This window comes from Burkholderia sp. BCC1640 (assembly GCF_902833125.1).
Lineage (GTDB): Bacteria > Pseudomonadota > Gammaproteobacteria > Burkholderiales > Burkholderiaceae > Burkholderia > Burkholderia diffusa.
Genome location: NZ_CADFEF010000022.1, coordinates 22,052 through 44,470 on the forward strand (window position 1 = coordinate 22,052; position 22,419 = coordinate 44,470).

19 protein-coding genes are annotated in these 22,419 nt (G+C 67.5%); 14 read left to right on the forward strand and 5 right to left on the reverse strand.

Annotation, left to right across the window (positions count from 1 at the left end; genetic code table 11):
- Positions 1–13: 13 nt before the first annotated feature.
- The 5 genes from HWX25_RS22635 (at position 14) to HWX25_RS22655 (ending at position 5,454) form a co-directional block, all read left to right on the forward strand.
- Positions 14–730, forward strand: coding sequence for a FadR/GntR family transcriptional regulator (locus HWX25_RS22635; RefSeq protein ID WP_175910632.1), 717 nt, complete (start codon positions 14–16; stop codon positions 728–730).
- Positions 731–954: 224 nt separating this feature from the next.
- Entirely contained in the window at positions 955–2,580 is a 1,626-nt protein-coding gene (locus HWX25_RS22640; protein WP_175910634.1) for a phospholipase D family protein, read from the forward strand.
- 236 nt (positions 2,581–2,816) lie between these two features.
- Positions 2,817–3,590 (forward strand): class II aldolase/adducin family protein, encoded by a 774-nt coding sequence (locus HWX25_RS22645; protein WP_175910636.1) that lies wholly within the window; start codon positions 2,817–2,819, stop codon positions 3,588–3,590.
- Between the two features lie 363 nt (positions 3,591–3,953).
- Entirely contained in the window at positions 3,954–4,388 is a 435-nt protein-coding gene (locus HWX25_RS22650; protein WP_059701698.1) for a CHRD domain-containing protein, read from the forward strand.
- 103 nt (positions 4,389–4,491) lie between these two features.
- Positions 4,492–5,454: an alpha/beta hydrolase gene (locus HWX25_RS22655; RefSeq protein ID WP_175910638.1), complete on the forward strand. Its 963-nt coding sequence runs from the start codon at positions 4,492–4,494 to the stop codon at positions 5,452–5,454.
- Here HWX25_RS22655 and HWX25_RS22660 read toward each other — a convergent pair.
- Positions 5,424–6,266 carry an EcsC family protein gene (locus HWX25_RS22660; RefSeq protein ID WP_059528235.1) on the reverse strand — a complete coding sequence of 281 codons (843 nt, stop codon included), beginning with the start codon at positions 6,264–6,266 and terminating at the stop codon, positions 5,424–5,426. The two genes, HWX25_RS22655 and HWX25_RS22660, sit on opposite strands and share 31 nt — an antisense overlap.
- A gap of 107 nt (positions 6,267–6,373) precedes the next feature.
- On the opposite strand from HWX25_RS22660, the gene HWX25_RS22665 reads away from it, so the two are divergent.
- Positions 6,374–7,969, forward strand: coding sequence for an MDR family MFS transporter (locus tag HWX25_RS22665; protein ID WP_175910640.1), 1,596 nt, complete (start codon positions 6,374–6,376; stop codon positions 7,967–7,969).
- Between the two features lie 34 nt (positions 7,970–8,003).
- Positions 8,004–8,450: a MarR family transcriptional regulator gene (locus HWX25_RS22670; protein ID WP_175910642.1), complete on the forward strand. Its 447-nt coding sequence runs from the start codon at positions 8,004–8,006 to the stop codon at positions 8,448–8,450.
- A gap of 121 nt (positions 8,451–8,571) precedes the next feature.
- On the opposite strand, the gene HWX25_RS22675 is transcribed toward HWX25_RS22670, so the two are convergent.
- Positions 8,572–9,153, reverse strand: coding sequence for a DJ-1/PfpI family protein (locus HWX25_RS22675; RefSeq protein ID WP_014896064.1), 582 nt, complete (start codon positions 9,151–9,153; stop codon positions 8,572–8,574).
- A 163-nt stretch (positions 9,154–9,316) separates the two neighbouring features.
- Positions 9,317–10,597 (reverse strand): amino acid deaminase, encoded by a 1,281-nt coding sequence (locus HWX25_RS22680; protein ID WP_175910644.1) that lies wholly within the window; start codon positions 10,595–10,597, stop codon positions 9,317–9,319.
- Positions 10,598–10,716: 119 nt separating this feature from the next.
- Between HWX25_RS22680 and HWX25_RS22685 the strand changes: the two genes are divergently transcribed.
- The 3 genes from HWX25_RS22685 to HWX25_RS22695 all read left to right on the forward strand — a co-directional run bounded on the left by HWX25_RS22685 (position 10,717) and on the right by HWX25_RS22695 (position 13,643).
- The gene (locus tag HWX25_RS22685; protein WP_059528223.1) at positions 10,717–11,649 is read left to right on the forward strand and encodes a MurR/RpiR family transcriptional regulator; all 933 of its coding nucleotides are present in this window, start codon (positions 10,717–10,719) and stop codon (positions 11,647–11,649) included.
- Positions 11,650–11,651: 2 nt separating this feature from the next.
- On the forward strand, positions 11,652–13,133 hold the full coding sequence (locus HWX25_RS22690; RefSeq protein WP_175910645.1) for a D-aminoacylase: 1,482 nt from the start codon (positions 11,652–11,654) through the stop codon (positions 13,131–13,133).
- A gap of 123 nt (positions 13,134–13,256) precedes the next feature.
- On the forward strand, positions 13,257–13,643 hold the full coding sequence (locus tag HWX25_RS22695; RefSeq protein ID WP_006751946.1) for a Rid family hydrolase: 387 nt from the start codon (positions 13,257–13,259) through the stop codon (positions 13,641–13,643).
- Between the two features lie 84 nt (positions 13,644–13,727).
- Here the strand turns inward: HWX25_RS22695 and queF are convergent, their stop codons facing one another.
- A complete protein-coding gene (gene queF, locus HWX25_RS22700) occupies positions 13,728–14,552 on the reverse strand; it encodes an NADPH-dependent 7-cyano-7-deazaguanine reductase QueF (protein ID WP_175910647.1) in 825 nt (274 codons plus the stop codon).
- A 12-nt stretch (positions 14,553–14,564) separates the two neighbouring features.
- Positions 14,565–16,088 carry a threonine ammonia-lyase, biosynthetic gene (gene ilvA, locus HWX25_RS22705; protein ID WP_059820394.1) on the reverse strand — a complete coding sequence of 508 codons (1,524 nt, stop codon included), beginning with the start codon at positions 16,086–16,088 and terminating at the stop codon, positions 14,565–14,567.
- A 576-nt stretch (positions 16,089–16,664) separates the two neighbouring features.
- Here ilvA and HWX25_RS22710 point away from each other — a divergent pair.
- The 4 genes from HWX25_RS22710 to ubiE all read left to right on the forward strand — a co-directional run bounded on the left by HWX25_RS22710 (position 16,665) and on the right by ubiE (position 22,406).
- The gene (locus HWX25_RS22710) at positions 16,665–20,681 is read left to right on the forward strand and encodes a DUF3683 domain-containing protein (RefSeq protein WP_175910649.1); all 4,017 of its coding nucleotides are present in this window, start codon (positions 16,665–16,667) and stop codon (positions 20,679–20,681) included.
- Between the two features lie 87 nt (positions 20,682–20,768).
- Positions 20,769–21,212 (forward strand): HIT family protein, encoded by a 444-nt coding sequence (locus tag HWX25_RS22715; RefSeq protein WP_044846840.1) that lies wholly within the window; start codon positions 20,769–20,771, stop codon positions 21,210–21,212.
- Positions 21,209–21,622: a DUF971 domain-containing protein gene (locus tag HWX25_RS22720; protein WP_011886002.1), complete on the forward strand. Its 414-nt coding sequence runs from the start codon at positions 21,209–21,211 to the stop codon at positions 21,620–21,622. The genes HWX25_RS22715 and HWX25_RS22720 overlap by 4 nt, the downstream gene beginning before the upstream one ends.
- Positions 21,623–21,674: 52 nt before the next feature.
- Positions 21,675–22,406, forward strand: a complete 732-nt coding sequence (gene ubiE, locus HWX25_RS22725; RefSeq protein WP_059528209.1) for a bifunctional demethylmenaquinone methyltransferase/2-methoxy-6-polyprenyl-1,4-benzoquinol methylase UbiE — start codon at positions 21,675–21,677, stop codon at positions 22,404–22,406.
- The last annotated feature ends 13 nt before the right edge of the window (positions 22,407–22,419 follow it).

Sequence of the window (22,419 nt, forward strand, 5' to 3'; positions counted from 1 at the left end):
TGGGGAGACGGCAATGGCGGCGATGACGGCACGGGGCCGGACCGAAGTGGTGATGCGCAAGATCGAGACGGCGCTGCTCGACGGAACCTGGCCGGCCGGGGCGCGGCTGCCGGCCGAGCGCTTGCTCGCGCAACAGTACGGCGTGGCGCGCAATACGGTGCGCGAGGCGACGCAGCGGCTCGTCGCGCGCGGGCTGCTGCAGAGCCGGCGCGGCGCGGGCGTGTACGTGACGGACCAGTTGCGCGCGGGCATCGCGTCGCCGTGGGGCCAACTGGTCGCCGACCACCCGGCGCTGCGCGACGACATACTCGAATTCCGTCGCGTGCTCGAAGGCGCGACCGCGTATTTCGCCGCGCTGCGCGCGGATGCGAACGACCGGCGCCGGATCCGGACGCTGCTGCGCGAGCTCGAGACCGCGTACGCGAACGACGACGCGGCCGTCGAGGCATCGACCGACGCGAAGTTGCACGAGGCGATCGCGCAGGCGTCGCACAACACGATGTTCCTGCACCTGCACACGAGCGTGATCGGGATGCTGCGCGAGCACATCTCGATCAACGTCGCGGGGATGACGACGCACGACGAGCAGGCGTCAGAACTGCTGTTGCAGCAGCACCGGGTAGTTTGCGAGGCGATCTGCGCACACCGGCCCGAGGAGGCGCGCACCGCGATGCAGACCCATATCGACTATGTGCGCAGCCACTTCGAGCGAAGCGGCGATACGCTGTGAGATTGGTTGGACCATGGGTGCCGCGTGCCCGTCTGGCGGCCCAGCCGCGGGCTGCCGTTCCCGGATGCCCGCGCCGGCGGCGCGCGAGCGGTTCACGGCGCCGCATGCGCGAGCCGCGCGATTGACCGGTTCGTCGGGCGCCCACTAGAATCGATTGGAACCACCCGTCAGCCGCACGCCGCGGCGATTGCGGACCTGTTGATCCGCCTGTCGAGGAAGTTTCCGTGCTCATGTCTTTGATCCGGCGCGCGCCGGCCGCGCTCTCATGGCGCGCCGCCTGCCGCCCGGCCCGCGCGCTCGCCGTCTGCGCGCTGCTGTCGCTGGTCGCCGCCTGCGCGACGCATCCGCCCGCCACCACGCTCGATCGCCCCGTCTCGCACGCATTGCCGACCGATACCGCGACGCCGCTGCGCAATGCGCTGGCCGCGCCGGAAGCCGCGCATCCGGGGCAATCGGGCTTCCGGCTGCTGCCCGACGGCGCGACCGCGCTGCAGATGCGCATCGCGCTCGCGCGCGCGGCGACGAAGACGCTCGACATGCAGTACTACATCGCGACCGAGGACACGACCGGCAAGCTGCTGCTCGGCGCGGCGCTGTATGCGGCCGATCGCGGCGTGCGTGTGCGGATGCTGGTCGACGACCTGAATTTCCGCGACATCGACCGCGTCATGGCCGCGCTGAATACGCATCCGAAGGTCGAGATTCGCGTGTTCAACCCGTTCGGTGCGTCGCGGTACGGGATGGTCGAGCGCACGGCCAATTCGCTGACGCGGCTCGACAGCTTTACGCGGCGGATGCACAACAAGGCGATGATCGCGGACAACCAGATCGCGATCGTCGGCGGCCGCAACCTCGGCGACGAGTACTTCAGCGCGAGCCCGACGCTGCAGTTCCGCGACCTCGACGTGCTCGCGGCCGGCCCCGTGACGAACGACATCTCGACGAGCTTCGACGACTACTGGGCAAGCGCGAGCAGCTATCCGCTGCGGGTGCTGAATCATCAGAAGTTTGATCCGAAGGATCTCGACGCGATGCGCGACGAGTTGCGCGACCACTGGCGCAAGAACGCCGACCCGTACAACGCGAAGCCGCTGAACGCGACGCCGCTCGCGCAGCAGATCGCGCGCGACGAGCTCGAGCTGGTGTGGGCGCCGGCCGAGTTCAAGGTCGACGCACCGGACAAGGTCATGCGGCCGACCGGCGCGTACGTGAGCCCGCCGATGCAGCGCCTCGTCGAACTGACGCGCGACGCGCAGCAGGAATTCCTCGCGTTTTCGCCGTACTTCGTGCCGCACGACGCGGGCGTGAAGATCCTCGGCGACACGGCCGCGCGCGGCGTGCGCGTCGCGATCCTGACCAATTCGCTCGCCGCGACCGACGCAGTCGCCGTGCAGGCCGGCTACGCGCCGTACCGCGTGCCGTTGCTGCAGCACGGCGTCGAACTGTACGAATTCAAGGCGCGGCCGAACCCGCCGCGCGCGGGCCTGTTCGGCTCACGCTCGCGTGCGAGCCTGCATGCGAAGGCGTACGTGATCGACCGCAAGGTCCTCGTGATCGGGTCGCTGAACCTCGATCCGCGTTCGGCGTACCTGAATACGGAACTCGCGCTCGTGATCCACAGCCCGACGATCGCGCAGCAGGCCGCGGCGATCTTCGCGCGCGTGACGCAGCCCGACGAAAGCTACCGCGTGCGCCTCGCGACGCCGGCGGGCGGCGGCACGCCCGAACTCGAGTGGACCGGCACCGACAACGGCGAGCCGGCCACCTATCACGTCGATCCGCATGCGGGGCTGATGCGCAACCTGATGACCGGCCTCTTCATGCTGCTGCCGGTCGAAGACCAGTTGTAAGGGCCGGAACGGCTCGGGCCAAACCCGCGATACCGGTGCGCGGGGAAAGGTGATATGGTTGTGTGCGCAACGATATGCGTATCGTGACGGGTGCCGCCGGACGACTCGCGCAACGCGGGCCGCAGCGATGCCGAACGACGCGCTGCACGCGCCTGCGCACCGCGCGCGCCGCCAGGAGACGAGGGACGATGCGCGAGCCGCCCGCACGGCCGCCCCGCCCGCAACCGGAGTGCCTCATGCAACGTGTACCGAACCAGCCGTTCACGCGTCCCGCCCGCTTCTCCGAAGCCGAATGGCAGGCGCGCGTGCAGCTCGCGGCTGCCTACCGGATCTTCGACCATCTCGGCTGGACCGAGCTGATCTACAACCATATCTCGCTGCGCGTGCCGGGCGAGGACGGCCATTTCCTGATCAATCCGTTCGGGCTCCATTACCGCGAGGTATGCGCGTCGAACCTCGTGAAGATCGACATCGACGGCAATGTGATCGGCCATTCCGACTGGCCGATCAATCCGGCCGGCTTCACGTTCCACAGCGCGATCCATGCGGCGCTGCCCGACGCGCACTGCGTGATGCACGTGCACACGACGCCGACGATGGCCGTGTGCTGCTCGCGCGACGGGCTGTCGTTCTCGAACTTCTATTCGGCGCAGTTGTACGGGAAGATCGCGTATCACGATTTCGAGGGAATCACGGTGCACCTCGACGAAGGGCGGCGCATCGTCGAGAGCGCCGGCGGGCGGCCGGTGCTGCTGCTGCGCAACCACGGGCCCGTGACGATCGGCGCGACGCTCGCGCAGACCTTCTCGTTGATGTGGCTGCTCAATCGCGCGTGCGAGGTGCAGGTCGCGACCCATGCGATCGGCGACGCGCTGCCGATTGCGCCGCCGGTGCTCGAGGGCTGCGTGCGCGACTCGCTGAACTTCGATCCGAAGCACGGCGCGGGGCAGGACGCATTCGACGCGTTGCAGCGCATCGTCGATCGGATCGATCCGGGCTATCGCGCGTGAGGGCGCGGGGTCGGCGCGACGTCGGACCCGATCGCCGCGGCGACAATCGATTCGTGATGCTTGACGGCCCGCGAAGCGGAATTTGCTCGACGCAGGCGTGCATGCCGCCCGGGCACGGGCAAAAAAAACGCGGCCGGATGGCCGCGTGAATACTCGCAGACTCCTTCGGACGAAGGAAACAAGCAACTGTGAGACGAAGTGTAGCGAAAGGCCGCGCGCGGATTCAGGGCTCCCGCTGCAAAGGTCTCTTCCAGGTTCCGTCAGGCTGGCGAGCGACGCAGCGGTGCCGGATCGGCGACGATCGACTACCATCATGGAACGTCCCCCGTCCGGGTGGCGTACCCCGTCGTACAAGGAGGATTCATGCCGAAGCTGCGTTTGCTCCAGGTGGCGTTGCTCGCGGGCGTCCTGGCCGCCGGCAGCGCCGCCGCCGAAACGGTGCGCCTGTCCGCCAATCTGCAGCCGTCGAGCGAAGTGCCGCCCACCGCGACCAAGGGCGCCGGCGCCGTCGCTGCGACCTACGATACGGCCACCCACATGCTGCAGTGGACGGTGACGTACGAACATCTCACGGGGCCGGCCACCGCCGCGCATTTCCACGGGCCCGCGCCGGTCGGCCAGAACGCCGGCGTGCAGGTGCCGATCCCGAAGGACGCGCTCGCGAGCCCGATCAAGGGTTCGAAGGAGCTGACCGACTCGCAGGTGACCGACCTGATGGCCGGCAAGTGGTACTTCAACGTGCACACGAAGGAGCATCCGTCCGGCGAGATCCGCGGCCAGATGATGCCGGCGAGCTGAGGCCGGCGAGCCGCGCGCCGGCGTTTGATATAGAGGCTCCCGTCGAGCGGCGCGGTGACGATCGCACGTACCATCGTCACACTGCGACGATGGAGTGTATTGGATGAGTTGGCAAAGCAAGTTCGCGTGCTGGCTGCTGCGCTGGCAGTTTCGTCCCGAGACCACGCGCCCGGTGCTCGACCCTGCCCGCGCGCGGCGCTTTACCGATCTGAGGATGATCGTGCCGCGTCGCGCACCGTCGGGCTACCGGCTGCGCGAATGCTACGGCCCCGGCGACGCGCCGCTGCGCGGCGAATGGCTCGAACGCACCGATGCGGCCGCCGCTCGCGGGCCCGGCCGCACGCTGCTGTATTTCCACGGCGGCGGCTACTACTTCTGTTCGACGAAAACCCATCGGCCGCTCGTGTTCGGCCTCACGAAGCGCGCGGGCGTGCGGTCGTTCTCGCTCGACTACCGGCTCGCGCCCGAGAACCGCTTCCCGGCCGCGCTCGACGACGCGCTGGCCGCGTACCGGCAATTGCTCGCGCTCGGCACGCCGCCCGAGTCGATCGTGTTCGGCGGCGATTCGGCGGGCGGCGGCCTCGCGCTCGCGACGCTCGTCGCGCTGCGCGATCGCGGCGAGCCGTTGCCGGCCGGCGCGATCCTGTTCTCGCCGTGGACCGACCTGGCCGGCACCGGCGACACGATGCGCAGCAACGACGGCCTCGACCCGATGTTCGCGGCCGCGGCGCTGCCGAAGGCGGCGAAGCTGTATCTGGGAGACGAATCGGCGACGCATCCGTACGCGTCGCCGCTCTATGCGGACTTCACCGGGCTGCCGCCGCTCTTCATCCAGGCCGGCAGCACCGAGGTGCTCCTCGACGATTCGCGCCGCGTTGCCGACAACGCGAAGGCGGCCGGCGTGCCGGTGGAGATCGAGGTGTGGCCCGACATGCCGCACGTGTGGCAGCTCTACACGCCGATGGTGCCGGAGTCGCGCGACGCGCTCGACCGTGCGGCCGCATTCCTGCGCCGCGTCGCAGTCGAGCGGGCGGTTCAGCGCGTGGGCGAGCCGTCGATCGCCTGATACGCGGCCTTGACGGCGACCGGGCCGTACTTGCGCTCGAGCCGGCGCACGGTGAAGTGGCCGTGCGCCATCTGCTGGAAGTGGTCGATGAACAGCGTGTTGACGGTCGCCCCGAGCACCGCCCCGATCGCCGGGATCGACTTCGCGGCCATCTGCTCGGTGACCTGCACCGAGAAACGTGATGCCACCGTCTGCACGAGCTTGAACACTGCCGCCGAGCTGTGCGCGGTGATCCCTTTCGTCGTGATGTCCGACGACGCCTTCGAAATCGCCTGCGCGAGCGCGCCACGCAGCACGAAATAGCCGAGATCGGCGTCCTCTTCCCGCTTGTCCGCGTTGCCGCCCATGCCGAGCACGGCCAGGCACTGCAACTGCGTATCCACCGAGCCCAGGTCCTCACCCTCGCTGCGCGCGATGTCGCACACCGAGCGGAAGATCAGCGTAGTCGTCACCGGCAGCTCGACCGGCAGCGCGAGAAAGCCGAACGCGCCGCCCGCCGCGCCGGTCGTCGCGACCGCGAGCTTGTGCAGCAGGTTGCTCGGCTTGTCCGGCTCGGCATCGGGCGTCTGCGGCTTGCCGAGCGTGCGCAGCGCGATGTTCAGGCACTTGCGCAGCGCCAGCTGCGTCGCATCGTTGATCTTGCCGGTCGCGAAGTCGGGCAACCGCGCGATCATCTTCTCGACCGGCGCGCCCAGCACGCCCGTCAGCTTCATCGTCAGCGACGGGCTTTCCAGCACCTGCTTCGCGCGCCGCAATGCGTCCTGGTCTTCCGGCGACAGCGTCGCGGCAGGCGTGATTGAAATCGGTTCCATCTTTCTCCCTGGCGGCCATCGGCCCCAAATCCGTCGCCAGCCTAGATTACTCCGGCGTGCTAGAATTTTGAGATTGTTTGACTCGTCAAAAGTTGCATCAACAAAAAATGGCCGTCCATACTGCCGCCCACCATTCGAGCGGGCAAGTCCTGCCGTTCCGCGAATCGCTGCTGGCGATGATCGGGATCTCGTTCGTCACCATGCTCGTCGCGCTCGACCAGACGGTCGTCGGCACCGCGTTGCCGACCATCGTCGCCGAGCTCAAGGGGTTCGACCTGTATGCGTGGGTCGCGACCTCGTACCTGCTCAGTTCCGTGATCACCGTGCCGATCTTCGGCCGCCTCGGCGACTATTACGGGCGCAAGCCGTTCGTGATCGTGTCGATCGTCGTGTTCACCGGCGCGTCGGTGCTGTGCGGGATGGCCAACGACATGCTGTTCCTGGTGCTCGCGCGCGGCCTGCAGGGGATCGGCGGCGGGATGCTGGTCGGCACCGCGTTCGCGTGCATTCCCGACCTGTTCCCCGATTCCGTCGTGCGGCTGCGCTGGCAGGTATTGATGAGCTCCGCGTTCGGCATCGCGAACGCGGTCGGGCCGTCGCTCGGCGGGATCCTGACCCAGTCGTTCGGCTGGCGCTCGGTGTTCTACGTGAACCTGCCGGTCGGCCTGCTGTCGCTGTTCTTCGTGTGGCGCTACCTGCCGCATCTGCGCCATGTCGAGCACGACCGCAAGATGCGGCTCGACTGGCCCGGCGCGCTGCTGATCGCGCTGTCGCTCGGCGCGCTGCAGCTGTTCGTCGAATGGCTGCCGAAGTACGGCGTCATGAGCTGGGCGTCGCTGCTGCTGATCGTCGCGGTCGGCGCCGGCGTCGGCTTGTGGCATTGGGAAAAGCGCTGCGCGCAGCCGATTCTGCCGTTCGACATGTTCGGCAACCGCGCGCTGTCGGCGCTGTTCGTGCTCGCGATCCTCGCCGGCTTCTCGATGTTCTCGCTGCTGTTCTACGCGCCGCTGCTGTTCCAGGGCGGCTTCGGCATGTCGCCGAAGGAGGCGGGGCTCGTGATCACGCCGCTCGTCGTGTTCATCACGATCGGCAGCATCATGAACGGCCGCGTCGTCACGCGCATCCGCAATCCGAATACGATGCTGCACGTCGGTTTCGTGCTGTTCGCGATCGCATGCGCAGGCATCGTCGTGTCGACGCACACGACGCCGACCTGGGTGCTGATGGCGCTGATGGTCGCCGGCGGCATCGGCCTCGGCTTCGTGCTGCCGAACCTCACCGTGTTCGCGCAGCAGACGGCCGGCCGCGAGCACCTCGGCATCGCGACGGCGCTGCTGCAGTCGCTGCGGATGGTCGGCGGGATGATCGGTACCGCGCTGACGGGCACGCTGGTCAACCAGATGTATTCGAGCGGCGTGCGCGATGCGTTGTCGGGCGACCACGCGCTGCAGTGGCACGCGCAACTCGCCGATCCGCAGATCCTGATCGACCGCGCCGCGCAGGGCGGTCTCGTCGCGGAGCTGACCCGCGCCGGGCATAATGGCGCGCTGCTGCTGGAAGCGGCCCGCGAATCGCTGGTCGGCGCGATTCATCTGGGGGTCGCGATGGCGGCCCTCGTCGCCGTGGTGTCGGTGTGGCAGTGTCGCCGCGTGCCGCCGATCGCGCTGCGGCACAAGATCGAACCGCATGTCGCGGCCGATTGAACGATTCACCGATTGAACGAGTAGACATCAGCGCATGGAAGAACAGGACCGCGTCGCGATCTTGCAGCAATTCGGACGCACGTATCGCGCATTCTTGAGCGCGTTCGAAACGCACGTCGGGCAGCCGATGCCGCGCTGGCGCATCATGGTCGCGCTGCACACGATGGGCGGGCATTCGTCGCAGAAGAAGCTCGTCGAGGTGCTGCGCATCGATCCGGGCGCGCTCACGCGCCAGCTGAAATCGCTCGACGCGCTCGGCTGGATCGAGCGCGCGTCCGACGCCCGCGACAACCGCGTGACCAACGTCACGCTGACCGAAGACGGCCGCGCCGCGTTCGACGCGTGCCTGCCGCGCCGCAAGGCATTTCTCGACCAGACGATGGCGCAACTGCCGGACGACGTGCTGACCGCGCTGTCGGGTGCGCTGGCGATGCTGGAGTCGCGGATCGCGGAAGTCGGCTCGACGCCGGCGCAGCACTGAAGGGCAGGGCGCAAGCGGCACGACGGGGCGCGCCCCCGTCGACCGGTCCTGATCGGCGCGGCATGCGGGTCGCGCGAACCCGCCGCCGGCCGGCGTTTCACGTCATTTCATTCAGCTTCGTTCACAGCTCGATGCGCGTGCCCAGCAGCGCGAGGAACTGCGCGAGCCATGCCGGATGCGCGGGCCACGCGGGCGCGGTGACGAACGGCGCGTCGGTCACGGCCGCATCGACCGGGATGTCCGCGTATTCGCCGCCCGCGAGCTTCACTTCGGGCGCGCAGGCCGGGTAGGCCGAGATGCGCTTGCCGCGGATCACGTCGGCGGCCGCGAGCAGTTGCGCCGCATGGCAGATCGCGGCGATCGGCTTGCCGGCTTCGGCGAACGCGCGCACCAGCGCGATCACCTTCGCATCCAGACGCAGGTATTCGGGCGCGCGGCCGCCCGCGATCGCGAGCGCGTCGTAGGCCGACGCATCGACGTCGTCGAACGTCGCGTTCAGCGTGAAGTTGTGGCCGGGCTTTTCGGTGTAGGTCTGGTCACCCTCGAAATCGTGGATCGCGGTCTTGACCTTGTCGCCCGCGCGCTTGCCCGGGCAGACTGCATCGACGTGATGGCCGACGGCCTGCAGCGCCTGGAACGGCACCATCGTTTCGTAGTCTTCGGCGAAATCGCCGGTCAGGAACAGGATCTTCTTCGCGGCCATGGCTTTCTCCATTGAACAGCGTTGAGGGTCCGTTCGCGCCGCATGCGGCAGACGGCGCTGCGGCGGCGAAGCGGCCCCGAGGACGAAAGCGCAGTGTACTCCGGCCGCTTGAAGCGCGCGTGACGGCCGCCCCGCGCGGCGGCGGGGCGGGGCGCGCGGGGCGTCAGAAGAAGGTTTCGACGACTTCCGTCACGCGGAACTGCGGATCGAGGACGAGCAGCTGGCGCCACTTGTCGAACGTCAGGCACGGGTGCGAGATGTCGAATGCGACCATGTCGCCGACCTTCACGTCCGCGCCCGGCGGGATCTGCAGGTACGCGTGCTGGTCCATCATCCCGGTGACGGCCCAGCCTTCGCTCGCGGCGACATCGCGCGGCGCGCTGTCGCGGCCCGGGCGGAAGTGGCGCGCCGGCTCGGGCAGGCCCGCGTCGAACGCCGCGTCGCGCTTGCCGAGCGCGATGATCGCGCGATCCTGCTCCGGCACCGACTGCACGTATGCCCACAGCTGCAGCGCCGGCAGCAGCCCTTCGCCCATCCTGCGGGCGATCGGGTTGCGCGCGAACACGTCGGTCTGCGCCTTCTTGTAGATGCCGACGTCGTGCGTCAGGTAGCAGCCCGGACGCAGCACGACTTCCGCGAAACCGGCGTCGGACGCCTTCGCGAATTCCTCCGCGACCACGTCGTACCACGCCGAGCCGGCGCCCGACAGGATCGCCGGCGTGCGCGCGAAACGGCCGGCTTCGGCCAGCTCACGCGTGAGCGCGACCGCGTCCTGCAGGAACGTGCGGATCTCGCCTTCCTCCTTCAGCACGCCTTCGTAGAGTTCGATGCCGGCCAGCTTCAGCGTGTCCGGATAGCGCGCGATCGCGTCGAGCACGGCCTGGCGTTGCGCGGCGTCGCGCACACCCGCGCGGCCGCCCGGCACGCCGAGCTCGAGCAGGACGTTGAGCGTTTTCTTCGCGTCGCCGAAGAAGCGGCCGAGCTGGTCGACGCCGTCGGCGGAATCGACGAGGCAGAAGAATTCGAACTCGGGATCGGACAGCAGCTGCGCGATGATCGCCATGTTCTGGCGGCCGACCAGCTGGTTCGCGAGCAGCACGCGCCGCACGCCGCCGTGATACGCGGCCTGCGTCTGGTGCGCGGTCGCGAGCGTGATGCCCCATGCGCCGGCGTCGAGCTGGCGGCGGAACAGTTGCGGCGCCATCGTCGTCTTGCCGTGCGGCGCGAACTTCACGCCGTATTGCTGGACGAACGCCTGCATCCAGTTCAGATTGTGTTCGATGCGATCCGCGTACAGCACGGCGGCCGGCAGGCTGACGTCTTCCGCGAGCAGGTTCCACTCGAGGCGGCCCGCGTCGTCGAGCGGCACGCTCGCGCTCGGCAGGTTGCCGAGGCCCTTGCCCAACGGATTGATTGTCGGTTCCTGATAGTTTGTAACTTTCATGTCATCCCGCTCCATCATCACTATGCATTGCACTGAAGTTGACACGCAGATGGTACAGAAAGTAGCATCGGCGCGGTGATGTTATTTAGTAACATGAGACGCCAGATCCTTTTCAGCAGATGAATTCGTCCGCCACTCCGTCCGCTCCGTTCGCAGCCGAATCGGCTTCGGTCGCCCAGCCGGTCCTCGACATCGTCGCGCGGATCGCCGAATGCGCGCCCGAGTTGCGCGAGGCCGAACGCAAGGTTGCCGCATTCATCCTCGCCGATCTCGCGCGCGCCGCGCATGCGAGCATCGGTGCGCTCGCGCGCGACGCGGGGGTCAGCGTCGCGACGGTCACGCGTTTCGCGAAGGCCGTCGGCTGCCGCGACGTGCGCGAACTGAAGGTGCTCGTCGCGCAGGCGGCGGCCGTCGGCCAGCGCTTTTTCGTGCCGGCCGACGAGCATCCCGAAGAAGACGCGAGCCCCGCATCGGTCGTCTACGACGAAATCCGCGTGGCGCTCGCGCACAATCACCAGTTGCTGCGCAACACGTCGTTCGACGCGGCGGCTGACCTGCTCGCCGGCGCGAAGATGATCTACGTGTACGGGCAGGGCGGCGGCTCGACCGCGCTCGCCGACGAATTGCGCTTCCGGCTCGTGCGTTTCGGCCGGCCGGTCGCGAGCTACCAGGACAGCCTGCTGCAGCGGATGGTGGCGGCGACGCTGTCGCGCGACGCTGTGGTCGTCGCGCTGTCGGTGAGCGGGCGCGTGCCCGAGCTGCTCGAGAGCTGCCGTCTCGCGAAGCGCTACGGCGCGAAGCTGATCGCGATCACCGCGCCGGCTTCGCCGCTCGCGAAGCTTGCTGACCATCTGATCCCGGTCGTCGCGTTCGAAACCGATTTCATTTACAAGCCTTCGACGTCGCGCTACGCGATGATGATGGCGATCGACGTGCTCGTCACCGGAGTTGCACTGCGGCTCGGCGATGCGGGCCGAGAATCGCTGCGCCGCATCAAGCATGCGCTCGATGCGCACCGCGGCGGCGGAGACCGTCAACCGGTAGGAGACTGACCATGCATTCGCATCCCGAAGCCGCCGATACGCTGATCGTCGGCGCGCAGCTGTACGACGGCACCGGCGCGCCGCCCGTCACGCGCGACGTCGCGATCCGCAACGGCGTGATCGCGGCGATTGGCAATCTGTCGAACTGGCTCGCCGAGACCGTCGTCGATGCGAACGGCCGCGCGCTCGCGCCGGGCTTCGTCGACGTGCACACGCACGACGACACGCACGTGATCCGCGCGCCGGAGATGCTGCCGAAGATCTCGCAGGGCGTGACGACCGTGATCGTCGGCAATTGCGGGATCAGCGCGTCACCGGTGACGCTCGCGGGCGATCCGCCCGACCCGATGAACCTGCTCGGCGATCGCGACGCGTTTCGCTATCCGACCTTCGCCGCCTATGTCGCGGCCGTCAACGATGCGCGTCCGGCCGTCAACGTCGCGGCGCTCGTCGGGCACACCGCGCTGCGCAACAACCAGATGGACCGCCTCGACCGCGCGGCGACCGACGGCGAAATCGCCGGAATGCGCTCGCAGCTCGAGGAGGCGCTCGCGAACGGCGCGCTCGGGCTGTCGTCGGGCCTCGCATACGGCTCCGCGTTCGCGGCGCCGGCCGAGGAGGTGATGGCGCTCGCCGAACCGCTCGCGAATGCGGGCGCGCTGTACACGACGCACATGCGCACCGAGTTCGACGCGATCCTCGACGCGATGGACGAGGCTTATCGCGTCGGCCGTCACGCGCAGGTGCCGGTCGTGATCTCGCACCTGAAATGCGCGGGCCCGTCGAACTGGGGGCGCAGCACCGAGGTGCTCGCGTCGCTCGAAGGCGCGCGCCGCTACCAGCCGGTCGGCTGCGACTGCTATCCGTACAGCCGCAGCTCGTCGACGCTCGACCTGAAGCAGGTGACGGGCGACATCGACATCACGATCACGTGGTCGGAGCCGCATCCGGAAGTCGCGGGCAAGCTGCTGAGGGCGATCGCGGCCGACTGGGGCGTGACCGAGCAGGAGGCCGCGCAGCGGATCCGCCCGGCCGGCGCCGTGTACCACAACATGTCCGAGGACGACGTGCGGCGGATCCTGTCGCACCCGGCGACGATGGTCGGCTCGGACGGCCTGCCGAACGATCCGCTGCCGCACCCGCGGCTGTGGGGCGCATTCCCGCGCGTGCTCGGCCATTACGTGCGCGACACGAACCTGCTGCCGCTCGAGGAAGCGATCCGCAAGATGACGTCGCTGTCCGCGCGCCGGTACGGGATCGCGCGGCGCGGCGAAGTGCACGTCGGCTACCACGCGGATCTCGTGCTGTTCGATCCGGCGCGCGTGATCGATGCCGCGACGTTCGAGAAGCCGCAGCAGCCCGCGCACGGGATCGACGCGGTGTGGGTGAACGGCGTGCTGACCTACGAGAACGGCCAGCCGACCGGCGCGCGCGCCGGTGGTTTCGTCGCGCGCGGCGAGCGCGTGCCGGCAAGTGCCGACGCCGCGTTCTGAACGCGGTCCCGATCCGATTTGCCGCGTGCGCCATGTCGGCGCGCGCATCCGCAACCGTGCGTTGCATGGGACCGGCGCTGGCGCTTGCGCGCCGATGCCGGTCGACAATCAAGGAGTGAAACGATGAAGCGATATGGCGTGGGCGAAGCGAAGGGTACCGGCGGCCAGGTGATGCCGTTTGCACGCGCGGTCGAGGCCGACGGCTGGCTGTACGTGTCGGGCCAGACGCCAATGGTGAACGGCGAGGTCGTCGAAGGCGGGATCGTCACGCAGTCGAAGCAGACGATCGAGAACGTGATCGCGATCCTGAAGGAAGCCGGCTACGGCCTCGAACACGTCGTGCGCTGCGGCGTGTGGCTCGACGACGCACGCGATTTCGCGTCGTTCAACAAGGTGTTCGTGTCGTACTTCGGCGAGCATCCGCCGGCACGCGCGTGCGTGCAATCGAGCATGGTCATCGACTGCAAGGTCGAGGTCGATTGCATCGCTTATAAGGCGCCGGCGAAGTAACGCGTCCGCGCAATCCGCTGCGCACAGTGAAACAGCCCCGTCGGCGCGAGCCGGCGGGGCTGTTTCGTTTCGGGCGGGCCGGTGTTACTGCCGCGCGGTCCGCGCGTTGTCCGGCATCGGCTGGTTGTAGTTCGTGCGGAACGGATTGATGTCGAGCCCGCCGCGGCGCGTATAGCGCGCATATACCGCGAGCTTCACCGGTTTGCACGCATGCAGGATGTCGAGGAAGATCCGCTCGACGCATTGCTCGTGAAACCCCGTGTGGTTGCGGAACGAGATGATGTAGCGCAGCAGCCCCGCGTGATCGATCTGCGGCCCGACGTAGTGAATCTGCACGCTGCCCCAGTCGGGCTGGCCGGTGACCGGGCAGTTCGAGCGCAGCAGGTCGGACACGAGCGTTTCCTCGACCGGCGCTTCGTCCTCGGCCGCCGACAGCAGCGACGGATCGGGTTCGTACACGTCGGTGTCGAGGTCGAGCCGGTCGAGCGACAGCCCGTCGAGCTCCTCCATCTCGAGCTTGCCGAAATCGTGCGGCGACACGAGCTGCACCGACACGCTCGCGCCGCACGCGGCCGACACGTCGCGTTTCAGCACGTCGCGCACCGCGTCGACCGAGTCGAACTTCGATTGCGCGAACGAGCCGAGATACAGCTTGAACGACTTCGATTCGACGATGTTCGGCGATTCCGCCGGCACGAAGAACGTCGCGACCGCGAGCTGCGGCTTGCCGCGCGCGTTGAGCCACGACAGCTCGTACGCGTTCCAGATGTCGGTGCCGAAGAACGGCAGCGCCGACGTGATGCCGAGCTGCTCGCGCGCCCCGGCGCGCGGGATCGGGAACAGCAGCGACGCGTCGTACTGCGCTGCGTAGACGGTCGCCTTGCCGAGCGGGGAATGTTCGGGATTCATTGCACGAAGCCTTTACGACAGGAAGAGGCGGTAAGCCGGATTGGCGCTCTCTTCGACATACGGATAGCCGAGCGCCGCGAGGAAGCGTTCGAATTCGGCGCGATCGGCCTGCGGCACCTGCAGCCCGACGAGGATCGAGCTGTAGTCCGCGCCCTGGTTGCGGTAGTGGAACAGGCTGATGTTCCAGTCCGGCGCCATCGACGACAGGAACTTCATCAGCGCGCCCGGCCGCTCCGGGAATTCGAAGCGGAACAGGCGTTCGTCGAGCGCGAGCGGCGAGCGGCCGCCCACCATGTAGCGGATGTGTTCCTTCGACAACTCGTCGTGCGTCAGGTCGACGGTCTTGAAGCCGTGGGACTCGAAGTTCGCGGCGATTTCGGCCGATTCGCCGCGACGCTTGATCTGCACGCCGACGAAGATGTGCGCGGATTGTGCATCGGCGATCCGGTAGTTGAACTCGGTCACGTTGCGATCGCCGACGAGCGAGCAGAAGCGCTTGAAGCTGCCGCGCTCCTCGGGGATCGTGACGGCGAACACGGCTTCGCGTGCCTCACCGACTTCCGCGCGCTCGGCAACGAAGCGCATCCGGTCGAAGTTCATGTTCGCGCCGGACGTGACCGCGACGAGCGTCTGGTTCTCGATGCCTTCGCGTTCCGCGTAGCGTTTCGCGCCCGCGACCGCGAGCGCGCCGGACGGTTCGAGCACGCTGCGCGTATCCTGGAACACGTCCTTGATCGCCGCGCACAGCGCGTCGGTGTCGACCGTCAGCACGCCGTCGAGGAATTCGCGGCAGAGCCGGAAGGTTTCCTCGCCGACGAGCTTCACCGCGGTGCCGTCCGCGAACAGGCCGACCTCGCTCAGCTCGACGCGCTCGCCCTTCTGCAGCGATTGCGCCATCGCGCACGAATCCTCGGCCTGCACGCCGAATACCTTGATTTCCGGCCGCACCGCCTTGACGTAGGCCGCCACGCCGGCCGCGAGCCCGCCGCCGCCGATCGGCACGAAGATCGCGTGAATCGGCCCCTGGTGCTGACGCAGGATTTCCATCGCGATCGTGCCCTGGCCGGCGATCACGTACGGATCGTCGAACGGGTGGACGAACGTGAGGTCGCGCTCCGCCTGCACCTTGACCGCGTGCGCGTACGCATCGCTGTACGACTCGCCCGCCTGGATCACCTCGACGCTCGGGCCGCCGTGCGCGCGTACCGCGTCGACCTTCACCTGCGGCGTCGTGACGGGCACGACGATCACGGCCTTGATGCCCATCCGTGCCGCCGAGAACGCGACGCCCTGCGCATGATTGCCGGCCGATGCCGTGATCACGCCGCGCGCGAGCGCGTCGGCCGGAATATGCGCCATCTTGTTGTACGCGCCGCGCAGCTTGAACGAGAACACCGGCTGGTTGTCCTCGCGCTTCAGGTAAACGGGGTTGCGCAGTCGGGCCGACAGGTTGCGGGCGGGTTCGAGTTCCGTCTCGAGCGCGACGTCGTAGACGCGCGCGGTGAGGATTTTCTTCAGGTAATCGTGGGATGCCATGGGCGCTCGCGTGCAGTGCGGAAGCAGACGGTAAAGGATCAATGATAGCGCCAAGGGTCCGTCCGCACGCAAGCGGCATGCCGGGCGCGCGGTCGCGGAAGCGCGTCGGCGGGCGTGTTTGCCGCGCGGAGCGTCCCCTTTTTACCGGGTTAACCGCGTGGTTACCGACCGGACGGACGGCGAATGCAGGCGCGAAATCGCGCCGAAGCAGGCCCGGCGCGGGTTGCGGCGAAAGCCCCACGACCTGTCCGGCGTCTCACGGGCGGGCCGATCATGGGTTAGAATTCCGTTTTGAATCAAGGATCGGAAGATGCAGAGGCACCCTCGGATCGCCCCGTTGAAGCCGACGCCGCGCGCAGCCAGCCCCGCGGCGGAGCGGCATGCGCGCCGCGCGCGATCGTGCTGATGGCTCCGAGTGCCGCCAGGCCCCGCCGGCCCGGAACGGTGAGTCCAGACCCGCTCCGGCCCCATGCGAGATAGTCGCGCGCCTGGCACCAGAACAGATTTCCCCAAGATTGCGCCTACGCGCTTGCCGACGCCCGTGCACGGTGTATCGGCCCTCCGAGTCGTCCGAACATGAACGCACCACAAGTTTTCGATCCGCATGGCGCGGCCGCCACCGTCGCCGCCGACCCCGCGCCCCGTCTGCGCGAGATTCCCTACAACTACACGTCCTTCTCCGACCGCGAGATCGTGATCCGCCTGCTCGGCGAGGAGGCGTGGTCGGTGCTCGACGAGCTGCGCGCCGAACGGCGCACGGGCCGCTCGGCACGGATGCTGTACGAAGTGCTCGGCGATATCTGGGTCGTGCGCCGCAATCCGTACCTGCAGGATGACCTGCTCGATAACCCGAAGCGCCGCGCGCTGCTGATCGAGGCGCTGAACCACCGCCTGACCGAGATCGGCAAGCGCCGCCGCGCCGACCTGACCGAGCACCGCGACGACGCGGGCCGCGAACGCGCCGGACGCGTCGAGATGCTGGAAGCCGCCGCGCAGCGCGCGGTCGACGAGTTCGCCGACGAATTCGACAAGATGGCCGACCTGCGCCGCCGTGCGACCAAGGCGCTCGGCCGCTGCACGCAGAAGGACAACATCCGCTTCGACGGGCTGTCGCGCGTGTCGCACGTGACCGACGCGACCGACTGGCGTGTCGAATACCCGTTCGTCGTGCTGACTCCCGATACCGAAGCCGAGATCGCGGGCCTGATCAAGGCGTGCTTCGAACTCGGCCTGACCGTGATCCCGCGCGGCGGCGGCACCGGCTACACGGGCGGCGCGGTGCCGCTCACGCCGTTCTCCGCGGTGATCAACACCGAGAAGCTCGAACAGCTCGGCGCGGTCGAGCTCACCGAACTGCCGGGCGTCGCGCACAAGGTGCCGACGATCTTCTCCGGCGCGGGCGTCGTCACGCGCCGCGTGACGGAAGCGGCCGAAGCGGCCGGCTACGTGTTCGCGGTCGATCCGACCTCGCTGGACGCATCGTGCATCGGCGGCAACGTCGCGATGAACGCGGGCGGCAAGAAGGCCGTGCTGTGGGGCACCGCGCTCGACAACCTGGCCTGGTGGCGGATGGTCGACCCGGACGGCAACTGGCTCGAAGTCACGCGCCATGAGCACAACCAGGGCAAGATCCACGACATCGCGGTCGCGCGTTTCGAGCTGAAGTGGTTCGACGGCGCATACGCGCCGGGCGAGAAGCTGCTGAAGAGCGAGATGCTTGAGATCGAAGGCCGCCGGTTCCGCAAGGAAGGCCTCGGCAAGGACGTCACCGACAAGTTCCTCGCCGGGCTGCCGGGCGTGCAGAAGGAAGGCTGCGACGGGCTGATCACGTCCGCGCGGTGGGTGCTGCACAAGATGCCGGCGCACACGCGCACCGTCTGTCTCGAATTCTTCGGCCAGGCGCGCGAGGCGATCCCGAGCATCGTCGAGATCAAGGATTACCTGTTCGAGACGTCGAAGCAGGGCGGCGCGATTCTCGCGGGCCTCGAGCACCTCGACGAGCGCTACCTGCGCGCGGTCGGCTATGCGACCAAGAGCAAGCGCAACGCATTCCCCAAGATGGTGCTGATCGGCGACATCGTCGGCGACGACGCCGATGCGGTCGCGCAGGCGACGTCCGAAGTGATCCGGATGGCGAACGGCAAGAGCGGCGAAGGCTTCGTCGCGATCAGCGCGGAGGCGCGCAAGCGCTTCTGGCTCGACCGCAGCCGCACGGCCGCGATCGCGAAGCACACCAACGCGTTCAAGATCAACGAGGACGTCGTCATCCCGCTGAACCGGATGGGCGAGTACACCGACGGCATCGAGCGGATCAACATCGAGCTGTCGCTGAAGAACAAGCTGCAGCTGGTCGACGCGCTCGAAGCGTTCTTCCGCGCCGGCAACCTGCCGCTCGGCAAGACCGACGACGCGAACGAAATCCCGAGCGCCGAACTGCTCGAGGATCGCGTGCAGCAGGCGCTGGAGCTGCTCAAGCGCGTGCGTGCACGCTGGGAATTCGTGCGCGACCGGCTCGATCAGCCGCTGCGCGAGGCACAGCACTATCTCGTGCAGCTCGGCTACGAGGCGCTCGCCGAGAAGTTCGCCGATCGCGCGGACGATCAGCCGGGCGCGACCGTGTTCCACGTCACGCAGGACCGTACGGTCCGCATCTCGTGGAAGCAGGAGATCCGCGCGGAGCTGCGCGCGATCTTCAACGGCGGCGCGTTCAAGCAGATCCTCGACGAGGCGCAGGCGATCCACAAGCAGGTGCTGCGCGGCCGCGTATTCGTCGCGCTGCACATGCACGCGGGCGACGGCAACGTCCACACGAACCTGCCGGTCAACTCCGACAACTACGAGATGCTGCAGGACGCGCACGCGGCGGTCGCGCGCATCATGACGCTCGCACGCTCGCTCGACGGCGTGATCTCCGGCGAACACGGGATCGGCATCACGAAGCTCGAATTCCTGACCGACGACGAGATCGCCGAATTCCGCGCGTACAAGCAGCGCGTCGATCCGAACGGCCGCTTCAACAAGGGCAAGCTGCTCGACGGCGCCGACCTGCGCAATGCATATACGCCGAGCTTCGGGCTGATGGGCTACGAGTCGCTAATCATGCAGCAGTCCGACATCGGCGCGATCGCCGATTCGGTGAAGGACTGCCTGCGCTGCGGCAAGTGCAAGCCGGTGTGCGCGACGCACGTGCCGCGCGCGAACCTGCTGTACAGCCCGCGCAACAAGATTCTCGCGACCTCGCTGCTGGTCGAGGCGTTCCTGTACGAGGAACAGACGCGCCGCGGCGTGTCGATCAAGCACTGGGACGAGTTCAACGACGTGGCCGACCACTGCACGGTGTGCCACAAGTGTGCGACGCCGTGCCCGGTGAAGATCGACTTCGGCGACGTCACGATGAACATGCGCAACCTGTTGCGCAAGATGGGCAAGAAGAAATTCAACGCCGGCAACGCGGCCGGCATGTTCTTCCTGAACGCGACCAATCCGCAGACGATCAACGCCGCGCGCAGCGTGATGATGGGCGTCGGCTACAAGGTGCAGCGCTTCGCGAACGACATGCTGAAGAAGGTCGTGACGAAGCAGACCCAGCATCCGCCGGCGACGGTCGGCAAGCCACCCGTGGTCGAGCAGGTGATCCACTTCGTCAACAAGAAGATGCCGGGCAACCTGCCGAAGAAGACGGCGCGCGCGCTGCTCGACATCGAGGACAACAAGATCGTGCCGATCATCCGCAACCCGAAATCGACGACCGTCGATTCGGAAGCGGTGTTCTACTTCCCGGGCTGCGGCTCCGAGCGCCTGTTCTCGCAGGTCGGCCTCGCGACGCAGGCGATGCTGTGGGAGGCGGGCGTGCAGACCGTGCTGCCGCCGGGCTACCTGTGCTGCGGCTATCCGCAGCGCGGCTCGGGCCAGTACGACAAGGCCGAGAAGATCGTCACCGACAACCGCGTGCTGTTCCACCGGGTCGCGAACACGCTGAACTACCTCGACATCAAGACGGTGGTCGTGTCGTGCGGCACCTGCTACGACCAGCTCGCGGGCTACGAATTCGACAAGATCTTCCCGGGCTGCCGGATCATCGACATCCACGAGTTCCTGCTCGAGAAGGGGATGAAGCTCGACGGCGTGACGGGCACCCGCTACATGTATCACGACCCGTGCCATACGCCGATCAAGACGATGGACCCGGTGAAGCTCGTCAACGAGCTGATGGGTACGGAGAAGGACGGCTACAAGATCGAGAAGAACGAGCGCTGCTGCGGCGAATCGGGCACGCTCGCGGTCACGCGTCCGGACATCTCGACGCAGGTTCGCTTCCGCAAGGAAGAGGAAATCCGCAAGGGCGCCGCGAAGCTGCGCAGCATCCCGGTCGTGGCCGGCGACACGCCGGCGCCCGCCGCGAACGGCCCGGACGTGAAGATCCTGACGAGCTGCCCGTCGTGCTTGCAGGGCCTGTCGCGCTACAACGAAGACGCGAACCTCGAGGCCGACTACATCGTGGTCGAGATCGCGCGCCAGGTGCTCGGCGAGAACTGGATGGCCGATTATGTCGCACACGCGAACAATGGCGGGATCGAGCGCGTGCTGGTCTAATGCGGGCATGACGGCCGCCCGGCCGGGCGAGGGATGAGAGCGGGCGCCTGCGCTGAAGCGCCGGCGCCCGTCTACATGGGAGCGACGATGGAATGCGTGTTTTGCCGTGAAGACGGCGGCGAGGTGCTCTGGCAGGACGATGCGCTGCGCGTCGTGCTTGCGACGGGCGAGCACGACTACCCGGGCTTCTGCCGGGTGATCTGGGGCACGCACGTGGCCGAGTTTTCCGATCTCGGCGAGCCCGAGCGGGCACATCTGATGCGCGTGGTCTACGCGGTGGAGCGGGCCGTGCGCCGCGTGATGCAGCCGAACAAGGTGAATCTCGCGAGCCTCGGCAACATGGTGCCGCACGTGCACTGGCACGTGATTCCGCGCTTCTCCAACGACGCCCATTTCCCGCAGCCCGTCTGGGCGCCGCGCCAGCGCAGCGTGTCCGAGGCACTGCTGCGCACGCGCGCGGCGCAGGCCTCGCTGCTGCACAATGCGGTGCGCGAGGAAATTCAACGCATGACCGATTCGAGGCAGCCATGAGCGGTTTGACTTCCACGACGCCGATTCCGTCCGGCGTCGTCGTGCACGCGGTGTCGCGCGTGCTCGAATTGCAGTACCCGAATGGCGAGAGCTACCGGATTCCGTTCGAGCTGATGCGCGTTTATTCGCCGTCGGCCGAGGTGCGCGGCCACGGGCCGGGCCAGGAGACGCTGCAGACCGGCAAGCGCGAGGTGACGATCACCGCGCTCGAGGGCGTGGGCAACTACGCGCTGCAGCCGACGTTCTCGGACGGCCATTCGACCGGCATCTACTCGTGGGATCTGCTGTACGAACTGGCGACGCAGCAGGACGCGCTGTGGCGCGACTATTTTGACAAACTGAAGGCGGCGGGCGTCGAGCGCGACGCGCCGATGCAGGCGGCACCCGCGCCGCACGGTCACTGCCACTGAAATCGACGGCGCCCGCTCGGCGCCGTCTTGCCATTTACTGAGGATCAACGCGATGAGCAAAACCCACTTCGGCTTCGAAAGCGTCGAGGAAACCGAAAAAGCGAAGAAAGTGGCGGGCGTGTTCCATTCGGTCGCGAGCAACTACGATCTGATGAACGACCTGATGTCGGCCGGCATGCACCGCGCGTGGAAGGCGTTCACGATCGCCCAGGCGAACGTGCGCCCCGGCTTCAAGGTGCTCGACATCGCGGCCGGCACGGGCGACCTGACCAAGGCGTTCGCGAAGGCGGCGGGCCCGACGGGCGAGGTCTGGCACACCGACATCAACGAATCGATGCTGCGCGTCGGTCGCGACCGATTGCTCGACAAGGGCATCGTGACGCCGTCGCTGTTGTGCGACGCCGAGAAAATTCCCTTTCCCGACAACTACTTCGATGTCGTCACGGTCGCATTCGGGCTGCGCAACATGACGCACAAGGACGCCGCGCTCGCCGAGATGCGCCGCGTGGCGAAGCCCGGCGGCCGCGTGATGGTGCTGGAATTCTCGAAAGTCTGGGACCCGCTGAAAAAAGCGTACGATCTGTATTCTTTCAAAGTATTACCGTGGCTTGGCGACAAGTTCGCGAAAGATGCTGAAAGTTACAAGTATCTTGCTGAATCTATCCGGATGCACCCCGATCAGGACACGCTGAAGACGATGATGGAACAAGCGGGCCTCGATGCCGTCAAATATTACAATTTGTCAGGTGGCGTGGTAGCGTTACACCTAGGAACCAAGTACTAAGGGGTTCTTTCCA